The sequence below is a fragment of the Caldimonas brevitalea genome (assembly GCF_001017435.1).
Taxonomy (GTDB): Bacteria; Pseudomonadota; Gammaproteobacteria; order Burkholderiales; family Burkholderiaceae_C; genus Caldimonas; species Caldimonas brevitalea.
In genome coordinates, this window is sequence record NZ_CP011371.1 from 4,166,347 (window position 1) to 4,179,013 (window position 12,667).

9 protein-coding genes are annotated in these 12,667 nt (G+C 65.2%); 4 read left to right on the top strand and 5 right to left on the bottom strand.

Annotation, left to right across the window (positions count from 1 at the left end):
- Window positions 1-112: 112 nt before the first annotated feature.
- Window positions 113-1,024: a LysR family transcriptional regulator gene (locus AAW51_RS17355; protein WP_047195603.1), complete on the top strand. Its 912-nt coding sequence runs from the start codon at window positions 113-115 to the stop codon at window positions 1,022-1,024.
- Between the two features lie 285 nt (window positions 1,025-1,309).
- Entirely contained in the window at window positions 1,310-2,374 is a 1,065-nt protein-coding gene (locus AAW51_RS17360) for a basic secretory protein-like protein (RefSeq protein WP_047195604.1), read from the top strand.
- Between the two features lie 81 nt (window positions 2,375-2,455).
- Here AAW51_RS17360 and AAW51_RS17365 read toward each other — a convergent pair whose 3' ends face one another.
- The 5 genes from AAW51_RS17365 to AAW51_RS17385 all read right to left on the bottom strand — a co-directional run bounded on the left by AAW51_RS17365 (window position 2,456) and on the right by AAW51_RS17385 (window position 10,375).
- Window positions 2,456-2,815 (bottom strand): MmcQ/YjbR family DNA-binding protein, encoded by a 360-nt coding sequence (locus AAW51_RS17365; protein ID WP_047195605.1) that lies wholly within the window; start codon window positions 2,813-2,815, stop codon window positions 2,456-2,458.
- Window positions 2,816-2,915: 100 nt separating this feature from the next.
- Window positions 2,916-3,335, bottom strand: a complete 420-nt coding sequence (locus tag AAW51_RS17370) for a hypothetical protein (protein ID WP_047195606.1) — start codon at window positions 3,333-3,335, stop codon at window positions 2,916-2,918.
- Window positions 3,336-3,401: 66 nt separating this feature from the next.
- Window positions 3,402-3,779: a hypothetical protein gene (locus tag AAW51_RS17375; protein ID WP_047195607.1), complete on the bottom strand. Its 378-nt coding sequence runs from the start codon at window positions 3,777-3,779 to the stop codon at window positions 3,402-3,404.
- Window positions 3,776-9,817, bottom strand: a complete 6,042-nt coding sequence (locus AAW51_RS17380; protein ID WP_169788046.1) for an RHS repeat-associated core domain-containing protein — start codon at window positions 9,815-9,817, stop codon at window positions 3,776-3,778. The genes AAW51_RS17375 and AAW51_RS17380 overlap by 4 nt, the downstream gene beginning before the upstream one ends.
- Window positions 9,818-10,114: 297 nt before the next feature.
- Window positions 10,115-10,375, bottom strand: coding sequence for an RHS repeat domain-containing protein (locus AAW51_RS17385; RefSeq protein ID WP_083438376.1), 261 nt, complete (start codon window positions 10,373-10,375; stop codon window positions 10,115-10,117).
- Between the two features lie 855 nt (window positions 10,376-11,230).
- Between AAW51_RS17385 and AAW51_RS17390 the strand changes: the two genes are divergently transcribed.
- Together AAW51_RS17390 and AAW51_RS17395 are read left to right on the top strand one after the other, a co-directional pair.
- On the top strand, window positions 11,231-11,848 hold the full coding sequence (locus AAW51_RS17390) for a PEP-CTERM sorting domain-containing protein (RefSeq protein WP_047195608.1): 618 nt from the start codon (window positions 11,231-11,233) through the stop codon (window positions 11,846-11,848).
- A gap of 282 nt (window positions 11,849-12,130) precedes the next feature.
- Window positions 12,131-12,367, top strand: coding sequence for a hypothetical protein (locus AAW51_RS17395; protein WP_157359946.1), 237 nt, complete (start codon window positions 12,131-12,133; stop codon window positions 12,365-12,367).
- The last annotated feature ends 300 nt before the right edge of the window (window positions 12,368-12,667 follow it).

Genomic DNA, 12,667 nt, shown 5'->3' on the forward strand with positions numbered 1-12,667 from the left:
GAGGTCGGGCATGGCATCGCTCCGTGTTGAGGTGTGGAGAGGAATGCCTGGATTCTGTGGAGCCGACTAGAATTCGTCCAACAGATAAACGGTATACGGCGTTATTCGTTCTATGGATTTTCAGGGCATCGATCTGAACCTGTTGGCGGCCTTCGACGCCCTGATGGACGAACGCAACGTGACCCGAGCGGCGGCACGCCTCGGCGTGAGCCAACCGGCGATGAGTGCCGCGCTGTCGCGCCTGCGCACGCTGTTGGGTGATCCGTTGTTCATGCGCAGCGCACAAGGTTTGCTGCCCACGCCCCGCGCCCGCGATCTCGCGGAGCCGATCTCGCAGGCCCTGCGGCAGATCGAATCGGCGCTGCTGAGAAAGCCTCCATTCGCGCCCGCGACGGCATCGTTGACCTTGACGATCGGCCTGTCCGACTACCCGGCTCACGTGATGCTGCCGGCGCTGGCGAAGGCCCTGGCCAGGCAGGCCCCGGGGATCGCGCTCAATGTCCACACCTACACGAGCCGCGACAAGGCCGTCGACCTGCTCGACGCCGGGACGATCGACCTCGCGGTCGGGGTCCCGCCCACGCATCCCGAGTCGCGCATCTTGACGCGCCCCATCCTGCAAGACGAGTTCGTGACCATCGTGCGACGTGGCCACCCGGCGGTGAAACGGCGCATGAGCCTGAAGACCTATCTCGAACTGCCCCATTTGCTCGTTTCACCCGAAGGCGATCGGCATGGCCTGGTGGACGAAGCGCTCGGTCAACTCGGCAAGCGCCGCATACTGGCGCTCACCCTGCCTCAGATGTTTGCGGCGCCCGCGGTGGTGGCGCAAACCGACATGACCGCCACGGTGATGAGACGTGTCGCGCTGGCCTCGCCGGCCCGGACACGGCTGCTCATGTGCCCGCCGCCGTTGCCCTTGCCCGTCGTGGTCTTCGGCCTGATATGGCACCGGCGCAATGACGTGCACCCGGCCCAGCAGTGGCTGCGAGACCTGGTCGTCGCCACAGCCGGGGCGCTGTGAGCGACGGGCCGCAACCTCGCCCGGGCGACGTTGCCCTCAAAACGTAAGCGGTGAAACGGTGGCCCACGCCCCCACCGCGGCGGGGTGGCTTATGGCGCGCGCCAATGCCTGCAAGCGTGGCGCCCATCGTGCCTCTGGCCCACACCTTTTGACAGGAATGCGCACGGTTCATCACAGACGATGGCTAGACCATGCCCCCCTCTCGCCGTGCGGGCCGCCGCCGCCGTGGCGCTGCTTCGCCGCGGCGGGCCCGCCCGCGCACCCTCACCCACTGAAAGGACTCGAATGCCACACCGGTTCACCAGGCAGATCGTTGCGTTCGCCTGTGCATGCTCGGCAGCGACCGCCTCATGGAGCGCACCACCCCAGACCCAGTCTTTCGGCAAGGCTGCTGCTGCCGCCGCCGCCGCGGCGGCGAGCCCGGTCTGTTTCTATGCCGACATCAACTACCAGGGCGCGTCGTTCTGCGGCAGCGCCAACAACGGCTGGGTCGGGCGCACCTGGAACGACCGCATCTCGTCGGTGAAGGTGCCGGCCGGCGCACAAGTCACTTTGTATGAACACGCCAACTATGGCGGTCGTTCTCTGGTGCTGAATGGCGACAACGCCAACCTGGTGCCGATGGGCATGAACGACATGGCGTCGTCGTTCAAGCTCACCGCCGGCAGCGGAGGCGGCGGCAACACGTCCGAACTCGACGCCAAATGCACCCCCACCGTGCAGCTCTCGCAGGAGGACACCGACCCGCAGCGCAGCCGGCTCTTCCTCGATGTTTCGGGCGACAACCCCGAAGCCTTCATGCAAGACATCGGGCGCAAGGTGTGTCGCACGCTCTACCGGCAGGCCAGCGAGATTCGCAACGCCAGCCGCGTGCGACTGATCCTCCGCTACGCGCCCGGGCAGGTCGCGTGGAAGTCGGGCGACGGCGCCGACATCACCGTGATGATCAGCACTGACCACCTGCAGCGCGTGAAGAACGAGAACCGGGATGTCGGCAAGGAGATCAAGGGCATCCTGTTCCATGAGATGACCCACATGTACCAGCAGGACGACCGTGACGGCCGTGGCGCCGACCCGGGTCTGATCGAAGGCATCGCCGACACCGTGCGCTTCAAGAACGGCTTCGTGCCCGACGGTGCGCAGCCCAATCCGAACGGCAACTGGAACGACGGCTACCGCACCACCGCCTTCTTCCTGCTGTGGCTCGACCAACGGTACGACGGCTTCATCTACCGCTTGAACCTGACGATGGACGGCCAAGACGGCAAGGTGTGGACGCCCGATGCCTTCCGCGCCATCACGGGCAAGCCGGTCGACCAACTGTGGGCGGAATACCGCGCTGCCCAGTGAAGGTCGCCTGATTTGAGTTGGCCCCGCTTGCCGGGAGCGCCGCCGCCGTTGGACGGCCGGCGGCCCGGCAAGGCGGGCGGGTCAACCCTCACCGCCCCCTGACGGCCTGCCCGGGTCGGAGGCCGCAACCAGCGACTTGGGCGCCTTGTACTGCCAGGCCTGGCGGACCAAGGTGCGGATCACGCTGGGAGACGCCGACGGCAGCGACGCTCGCACGCCCACCACCTTGCCGCCCCACATCACCTTCTCGAGGAACTCCGGATACAGGGCCAGTGCCTGTTCACGGTGTGGCTCGTCGACGAAGATGTGCAGGTGCTCCTTGTCAGGCGGCACCGTGACAAAAATCTTGCCGCGCACGCGGAACGACGAGTACTGGTGGTGCGGTTCCTCTGTCACCTCCGGCAGGGCCATCGCATGCCGTCTCACTTCCGCAAACTTCATGACGCAGTACCTCCTTGTCGCGGATCTCGACCAGTGCACTGAGCCCCAGGCGGCGCGGGTGCATCCCCTCGCGCTCAGGAGACCGGACGCAGCCGCGCCTTCATCTAGGCGGACGCTCCTTGCCTTCTTGCCTTCTCAACTTGAAGCGCCGCTCACCGAGCCCGACCAACACGCCCGCCTCGACCGCTGCCTCCAAAATGCCATGGGCTTCGTCGTAACTCAGCACGGCGCCACTGGACTCAACGAATTGCTGGACGCGCAGGGGATCGAGGACATCGGGGTCGTCCAGCTTCTCGTGTACGTCGACCAGCAGAGGCGGCGCCGGCCGGACTCTCGTGAAGGCGATGCCGGCCCCATGCCGGCGGGCCAGCCAGACGGCGTCCCCCAGGTCGACCTCGCTGCGCATCGGCACGCCCGTCAACCAGACGTTGCCCTGCGCCTCGGGATGCAGAGCGAGGAATCGGGCAACCAGGCGCCGCTGAAACTCGACCAGATCCTCAAACAGTTTGACGTCGAACATAGGGGCCGTCAGGAATATGGCCCACCGCCTGGGCCGCTTCCGCCGGGCCGAAGCTTCGCGGCGCCCCTACCGCAACATGCTTGCCCTCACCCATGACTCGAAAGGACGCTCACGTACGGCCTGAACAGGTACCAACAGTCCGTGATCGTTGTCGATGACAGCGCGGGTCTGGGGAGGTACGGCCTGTAGCAGTGCTTCAACAAGGGCGCTGTCCCTCCATTCGATCAAATACCCGGCGGGCTCCGTCAACAACTCGGAGAGCCGCCTACGCTCATCTTCGTCGAAGTCGTTTAGCACACTGTCATCCCGGAGGACCGAAAGCCAACCTTCGGAGCGTTCGATCATGATCTGACCGTTCGCTCCAGTTTCTCCACCGTTCTCGGCCGCCCAAATGTTCGGATTCCATTCGCTTCCCTGCTCGAGCAACAACACCAGCGTGTTCATGGCTTCACGACCTCGATCAATGTTTTCTCGCAGTTGGTGGCGGCACAACTTCGAAGAATCGACGGCTTCAAATCTGGCCCGTATCCGATGGTGGGCAAACCCGTTGCCTGCTCGGTTCGCTGAAGCTGGCTCGTCAGGCCTTTGCCGCCACCGGACTTGACTTGAACGACTCCATTTTTCAGCAATATATCGGCATCGGTCACGAGTTGCCCTGCAGCATTGTGAATCGGCACGTTGACGCCGACGACATGGCCGGGATAAGCAGCGTCGATCTTGGTTGCAAGATCGCCGACCAGCGGATCAGGGGAAGTGAAGACTCGGCCCTTTGCGAGTTTGCCCACCTTCAATACCTTCCCGACCGGCACCATGCCCGCTGCTTCCAGCGCAATGTCCGTCCCGGAAACATTCATTCCCCTGTCGTGCTTCATCACGATTTCGTAGAAGGGAACGATGACCCCAATCGCCGCGTCGCGCCTGCTAGCAAAGCGGGCCTGGTTTTGCAACTGGCTCCCCAGCGACTGCCCGGCATAGCTCTGGCAGCTCAGCCCGCAGACGAACCGGCCGGCCTGGATGCTGGAGGTGCCGCTCGGGTCCGCCAGATTGACCGGATCGTTGCCGGCATAGGCATACAGGTTGGGCCCGTCGCCATAACCGATCGGGTCGGTCTGGAGGAAGCGGCCCAAACTGGGCGAATAAAAGCGCGCGTTGTGGAAATAGAGGTTGAGCGGCCCGAACAGTTGCTGGCCCGTGTAGCGGAACCGCACCCCGGTGCTGACGTTGGGCTCACCATAAGGACCGTAAGTGAACACGGCGGTGCTGGTTCCGGCCGATCCTGCCGTGCCGACGATGCTCCCGCGGCCGTCCGCATAGAACCAGTTCTTCTTGCTGGTGTCGGCCCCCTCGTACCAGACCAGCGGCTCCCCCCCGCCCGGGCCGTGGACGTAGCGGCGCAGCACCTTGCCGGCGTCGTCGTACTCCGCCACCAGGTCGGTGCCGTCGTAGCGGAGGTGGGTGGTCACGCCGGCCATCACGGTGCGGTGCAAACGCCCCTCGGCGTCGTAGCCCAGACCGGCGGAGAACCCGGTCTTCGTGGCCGACTTCAGCTTGTTGTCGGTGTCGTAGGTGTAGGTCCAGGTGCCGTCGCCCGCGAGGTTGCCGTTGCGGTCGTAGGTCAACGCGGCACCGGCCGCCGTCGTGTACTGGTTCAGGCCATTGGCCGCGTAGCTTTTGCTGCCGGCCGTGGCACCCTTCCAGAGGTACACGTCGTTCGACACGTCCTCCGCCTTCACCTCCAACACCTGGTTGAAGCGAGACGTGAAGGTCACGTCGAACCCGTCGCCGTTGATCGCGTGGCCGACCAACGACAGGCGGCCGTAGGCGTAGTTGTACTGCGACAGGTTGCCATTGGCGTGGACCGCCTGGTAGCGGCGGTTGCTCAGGCCGATGTATTCGTAGCGCGCCAGCAGGTTGGTGCCGAGTTCCTTGATCTCCTTCGGTCGGTTGGCCGCGTCGTACGAGGTGGTGACGAAGAAACCGCCCTCCGGCCACGTCATGCGCACCCGGTTGCCGGCGTTGTCATACAGGTACTGCAGCACCTGCCTGCCGCTTTGCGTGCTCTTCAGCCGGCCCGCGTTGTCCCACACATAGCTCACGGCATGCACGCCGTTCGCGTACTTGGCACCGGTGCGCCGGCCGGCCAGGTCGTAGCTGAAGACCAGGTTGTCGGCGGCGGTGGGCTGATTGCGGCCCACCACGCGGTTCATCGCGTCGTACAGCAGCGTCACGGTCTGGCCATTGCGTTTGCGATGGCTGGTGACATTGCCGTTGTTGTCATAGCCGAACTGCTCGAAGTCGGTCGTGGACGACAGGTTGACCGTGGTCGGGTGGGGATACCTGACCTTGATCCGCCGGTCGTGGCCGTCGTACTCGTAGGTGGTCAGGTTGTTCTTCGCATCCTTGACGGTTTTGAGCAGCCCGTTGTCCGTGTACGTGAAGGCGCTGTACACCTGCTCCAGTGGTGTGCCGACGGCGCGCTTGACACTCTTGACACTGCCGTTGGCAAAGTACTCGGTCTCGGTGATCCGGTTCCCGCCGTCGGCCGCTGGCAGGTTCTCGATCACGCGTTTGCTGCGGTCCAGATCGTCATAGGTGTGATCGGTGATGCGCACCGCGGGCGCCACCGGCGGGCACTCGGTGGCCTGGGCCACCGACCAGGGCCCCGATTCGCGCAGCACCTTGCCGCTCGGGCTGTAGGTGCGGCACGTCGCCTCCCAGCGCGTGTCGACCATCTCCGCAACGCCAGTCGGTCGGCCGTTCGCGTCATAGAACGTACGCACCACCTGGCCGACCGGGTCGGTGGTGTGCCAGATCCGGCGTTCGGCGTCATAGGCATACTTGGTGATGTCTGCCACATCGGTGCGCGGGCCGTCGACCTGAAGCAGGTTGCCGATGGCGTCGTAGGTGTACGTCGTGACCAGGTTCAGCTTGCCGGTACCGGCATCGGCGGTCATGGTCTTCGGGACATAACGTTTCGCGGCGTCGTAAGTGGTGGTCGTCACGACACTGTTGGACGCCGTGGTCTTCACCGTCTTCGCGGTCGGCAAGTAGAACGTGGGATACCCGGCACGCGAATACGCCGTGTAGTCGACCTGGGTGAACGGCCTTGCACCCGTGGCGTCCGCCGGTCCGGTCACCGTGAAGGGCAGGCCCTGCGCGGTGTACTTGTACTCGGTGACGTATCCCTTCGGGTCTTTGACGGTCTCGACCTGGTGGTAGGCGCGCTCGTAGGTGTAGCGGGTCGTCAGCGGGCTCTCACTGCTCGTCTTCGGCGTCTGCGTCGTGACCAGGACATTGTTCGTGCACCGCTTCTCGGCCGATGCGCAGGTCACGTCGTCGTACTCGTAGCCGACGTTGTTGCCCTCGGGCAGCCGCTTCTCGATCAACCGGCCGAGGCCGTCATATGAGAGCACCGTGGCCCGGCCCAGTTCGTCGATCGAGCGCTCGACCTGGCCGTCGGGTCGGAAGTACGACACCTTGCTGCCGCCGAGCGGGTCCACTTCCTCGGACCGATGGCCGGAGAAGTAATAGGTGTATCGCTTGCCGTGCGCGTTGAGCTGCGTGCGCACCCGCCCCAGGCTGTCATATTCATTGGTGGCGAAGGCGACGGTCGGGTGGCTCGGGTAGAAGTTTTGCGTCATGCGGCCCGGCAGGTCGTACTTGTACGTCTGCACGTGCTGCGCCGCGTTCTTGAAGGTGCTGAGATTGCCGTTTTCGTCGTAGGTGTAGCGCACCGAGCGGAAGCCGTCGCTCACCGCGTCGACACGCCCGTTGACATAGGTGAACGTCAGTACCCGTCCAAGGCTGTTGGACACCTCCTTGACGTTGGCCCCCTCGTAAGTGAACTTGGCCTGGATCCCGCTGGGTTCGGTGTACGTGATCAGCTTTCCGGTCGCGTCGAACAGCAGCTTGACACGGTTGACGGTCTCGTAGGTGTAGGTCCCGTCAGCGGCTTTGGTCAGCTTTGCCGAGTTGCCCGGCGGCGCGTTGTAGCTGCCGTCCGGCATGCGGACGAACAGCTCGCCGTTCATCCCCTGACGCACCACCACCGTGTTCGACACCAGCTGGTCGCCGAACCACCGCTGACCGAGGGTCGAAATCACGACCTTGTCGAGGGAAGGCGTGGGGTCCGCCAGCAGGTCCAGCGCGACCATGATCTCTACCAGCGCCGGCACGGCGTCGAGGACGGAATCTTCGCCGAGCACCTGGGTGCCGTCGGAACTCACGGTCGCACTGCTGGCAAGGCTGTGCGTCCAGCCCTTGCCCAGGGGCCCGGCCTGGGCTCTCATCCCCGAGCTGTACAGGCGCCGCAGGGGCAGCCCGCGAGGGAACTCCCCGTTGCCGGCCTGCAGGTCGTCGTTCTCGAACAGGAAATGCCCGCGGAAGGTGTCGACCGGGTCGCCGTAGGTGTGCCCGGCCGTCTGATAGAGACGCGTCGGTGCGATCGCCGTGGACGACGAGCGCCTCACGGTCTCGGCGAAGCTGAGGCTGCTCCCGGCATAGCCACCCGCACGCGCGATACCGGGCACCTCCGAGATCATCGCGCCGATGCGGTTGCCGTCCGCCGCCACATCGAAGTAGCCGACACCGGCCCAATTGCCTTCCACCAGCTGGCAGCTTCCAGGCACGATGAGGCGACCGCCGTTCCGCGTGACGGCGCGGAAGTCGGACAGGAACTGATCGCAATCCTGCAACTGCGGTCTGACCACCGTGTCGAAGTTGGCCGACCTGGCATCGAAGATCCGCTGGTTGGTCGCCACGGCACGGTCGATCAGCGACACGGTGGACGCGGCCTGCAACTCGGTCGTTTGATGGACTGCGGCCGATTCGAGCACACTCGCATGCATCGCCTGCGCCAGGACCACAGCCTGCGCCCGGCGCTCATCCCCTCGGCGATGGACGACGCTGACCCGGTTGGCGGGCAGGTCCACGAAGGGTCGGCCGCTGTTGTAGCGGTCCACACCGTAGCCGGCCACGCCGACCAGGTGGTGCACCACGGTGTCCGTCTCGGCCAGCCTGTCGATCAACTCCAGTGTCTGCGACGTCTGCGCGATCCACAGCGACGACAGCAAGGCCAGCGACGATCCCAGCACCTCCTCGGAACTGTCCGCCGCACCCGCCGAGCGCGCATTGCCCAGCACCGTCCGGTGATGTTCTGCCACCGCGCGGCCTGCCGAACCCCAAGCGTTGCCGATCACATAGGCGCCGCCCTGCGTGATCGTTACGCGGGAGGTCTGGTTCACCGAGGGATCGAGATACGGGTGGTGGACGACCTCCAGCAGCAGGATGTCGGCCCGCCACGCGGGCACCGGCATGCCCTTGGCCTGCTCCACGCCCTCCAGCATCAGCACCGGCTCGCGTGCTGCGGTGTAGGTGATGGACAAGCGCTTCCCGTAGAGTTCGGTGGAGGTGTAGGTTCGATCGATGTCGCGGTACTGCACGCGCAACGTCGGGTAGTAGCCCGACGGCACCGAGTTCCAGATCTCCACCGGGACGTCGGGCGACTGGTAAGGCAGCGCCGTCTGCCGCAGCTTCTGCCCATGGCTCGGGAATGCCGTCCTGCCGCCGATCCAGTCTGTCAGCGTGGACGACGGGCTGGTGGCGCGGATGTGCGCCGCCAGCTTGGTGGCATAGCCGGTCAGCTTGTTGCGTATCGCGGTGCGATTGATGCCTTGCACGAAGTCCGGCGTGATGGTCGCGCCCGCGCGGGCGGCAGCCAGGAAGTCGGCGGCGTCATAGCCTGCCGCGGCCGCGAGTGAGGTGCCGGAATGGATGAGGTGGCTCTTGAAGCTCGGATCGAAGACATAGGGTTTGCCGTTGATGACGGCGCGCACCCACACGTGCCGGAACTGCATGCCCACCAGCGCCGACTTTCCACCGGGGCACGGCACATCTTCGGCGATCCAGGTCACGATCACCGGCACCTGGGCGTTGCCGAAGTACTGCCGTGCCGCGCAGGCGTCGGCAGGATCGACGCCCATCCAGCTCTGCAGATCCCCGCCCGACAACTCGATCGCGCCATAGACGTAATCAGCGGCAATCCCGGATTCCCGCAGCAGCGCCACCATCAGGCTGGCCAGGTCGAAGGCGGTGCCGCGCTGATCGAGGACGGCACCCTCGGCCCCCTTCTGGAAACCCCAGCCGTGCACGTACGCGATGTTGTTGGACACGTACTCGTAGATGAGGTCGGGATCATGGCGCAGCGCACGCGCCAGTTCTGCAATGGAGTTGCCCGGCGTCGCCGCAGCAGCAGACGCGGTGACTGCCGTGGAAGCAACGGTCGTCGGCGCCGCCTTGAGCTGAACCGCCTTGGCGGCGTTCGCGCGCAAGCGTTCCTCGACCTCCGCCGGCAGGCGGCGCGAGCGCACCACTCGCTCTGCGTCCCGTCCATCGACCAGCGCCAAGGGAACATGGCCGATGCCGCGGTGGCTTGCCGCCTCGACGGCCCCCAACTTCTGCTGTTGAGCGGGTGCGAGTTGCATCCGATGGCCCTTCGAGGCCGGTCTGTTGCCGTGACCGTTCACGTCGCCGGCCGCATGACCGGCCGACAACAACATCCCACTGAGCGCGACGCCCAGACAAGTGCGCCAGAGGTGGCCGATGAATCTTGCAGACATGCTTACCCCTACGGGCCCGACAGGCCCGCAAACGTCGGACGGACATCAAGACGCAAAGCCACAGCAGAGCCCTTCACTCCCGCTGGAGTGGGCACGACTTCGCGCAGTGAAAAGCGATACGGCCTTGCGGCCGCCAGAGAGGAACGGCCCTGCGGCCGCCGATCAGGAGGGAACGGTGGTGACGACGCTGGTGCGATTGCCTGCCGCGTCGTAGCTGTAGGTGATCAGCACACCCGTGCTGTATTGCACCGTCTTGACGCGACCAAGCACGTCATAGGTGTAGGTGACCGAGGCAGCGCCCGCGGGACCTGTGAAGCCGACCGCTGCGACGCTGAGGATCAGCGCCGGGATCGTCGTCCGAAAGAAGCCGGCTGGCTCCCTCCCTCTGTTTGGTGCGCCAAGGGCGGCGTCTTGAGTTCTCATTGTTCTCGTTCTCCCTTTGACTGGACACGAGGTGTCCAACATGCCGCCGAAAACCTCGCATCGACCGTTGTCGGCCCTGCGCAGTGAGGCGGTAAATGGATTGTGGAGATTTGCAATGAATCATGTCAATGGGCAAGCAGGACCCGTTACCGGTCCTCCGCGACACGCTCGCCGTCGCCACTGAACCGGTTTGATTCTTCTTGAGGAGCTGCGCACCGGGGTTGGCAAGAGGGAGCAACTCCTCGGTCTACGGCCCCTCACGCCGTTTACGCCGTCACGCCCCCCTGCCTCACGTCGGTTCTGAGTTGGAGGCCAACGCAACTCATGACATCAAGCCTAGGGAGGTGTCGCCCCCCCACAATGAGTTCGATCGTCGCACACAGCCGCTGCACTGCAGCGATCCGTGTTCCATGTTCCATGTTCCATGTTGCACGATCAACACCGTGAACGGGCCGACGTCGAGCGGCACGCCAACCCGGTCGGCCGCCGCAAGTCCGCACGCCGTTTGCTCTAGGCCGCGCACAGGTCACTGCGTATCGTCCGTCGTGCATCTGCTGTACGTCGGCACCTGGGCACCGGAGTGCACAAGACTGTTGTGACACGCTCAATTGAGGGGACTGCCTCGTCCGCGCCGCACGCCTCCAGCCCGGCCAGACCCGGCTCAGGCAGATGCGGCGAGATACAGGTGAACGATCGCGACACACATGGCGCTGCGAATTCCAAGGTGTCGACCTACCGTTGCCCAGCGAGCCGCCGTGCTTCCGGCCTCGTCCGTTGTCCTCCCCCATCGGTGGCCCTAGGGCCGGTGCGTTCCAACTCGGTCTGCAGAAGCACGCTCACAACAAGGAGAAACCCATGCCGATCCTGCTCCCCTTTGCGCCCAGCGGTAGGCTGCGCACGTCCCATTGCCGCGACCGCCCCGTACTCGGCGGCGTCAAGGCGGCCAAGGCCTTCAGTCAGGCCTTGGCGGTCGGCGTCCTGGTCGTCAGCGCCACCGCCGCCAGTGCCGATGTTCTGACGGTGACGCAAAACGTGCGCGTGCGCGGCGATGTGCTCCATTTGAACCTGCCAGTCCCCCCCGACCAGATCTATACCGGCAGTTATAGGGTGACCGCTCCGACGGTCGACGAGATCGTCGACAGCGCGGGGCACGACGAGGCCATCGCCCACATCTACCATCATTCCGTCGTCGACAGCTTCGACTTTCGGATGAGGGGTGGTACGTCGGGCACGATCGACGTCGACATCGACCTCGGCAAGTTGACCGGCACCGAGCTCCGGTCGACCGCCTTCACGTCGGCCCAGCTCAACATGTTCGGCCGCCGCAGGATCATGGAGGTGACGGCCAACGTCGATGCCGTTTACTTGCCCGTGCCGGAGCCGGCCAGCGTCGCCCTGCTGGCCGCCGGGCTGATCGGATTGGCCGGACGCAAAACCCTCTGGCGGCGCATCGCCCCCACCGCCCACGCGTGACACAGCCCACGCGCGCCGGTGTCGCCCCGAGTCCGGGCCGCCGGCCAGGCTCCTGCAAAGGGGGCTTGGCGCCGCAGCCCAAGGCGGCGCCTCCTTTGATGACACAGTTCCGAGACGCCGCCGAGGGCGTCCGGATGATGGCGGCGCGTGCAGCCCCCGCCGGGGGACGAGAGTACAGCGCCGCGACGTTGATCCACGGCAAAGTGCAAACGGGGTATTCCCGCTGATTGCAGCGCCTGCGCTCCACCATCATCGGCATGGTTGACGTGGAAAGGAGCGGCCATGGCAGACCTCGCAAGAGAGTTGGAACACCTCGCAGAGACCGACCGGCAGATCGCGGCGGCACAAGCTCAAATCGCGGCGGTTGAAGCCACCGCGGAAAAACTCGCCGGGGCGGGCGCCGACTGCGCGCAGACGGAAAAGCTGTTGGCCACCATGCGAGACAGCGTGGCAACCTTCGTCGACCAGCGACGTCTGATCGCCGAAACCATCGAAGACATCCGGGCCGGACGACGGTAAGGCATCGACTTCACCCGGCGCTTGCAAGGAGCGCCGGCAGCAAGACCAGTTGCGGCACCGGCCGCATGCAGAAACGAGCCGTTCCGTGCACAACGGGCCCCTTCACGCGCCCTTCCGTGCGCCATGTCGTCACTTTCCCCGCAAGATCAACATCGTGCGCTGGCTTTGACTTCTCGTAACCGGTACTGAACTGGTACTCGGGTGGTTAAATCAACCGCGTCGCCGGGCCCTGCCCGCGGCGCTGCAGGTGCAGATGCCGGCCGTCTTTTACGAGGAGATGGCGCGGCAGACAGGGCTCCG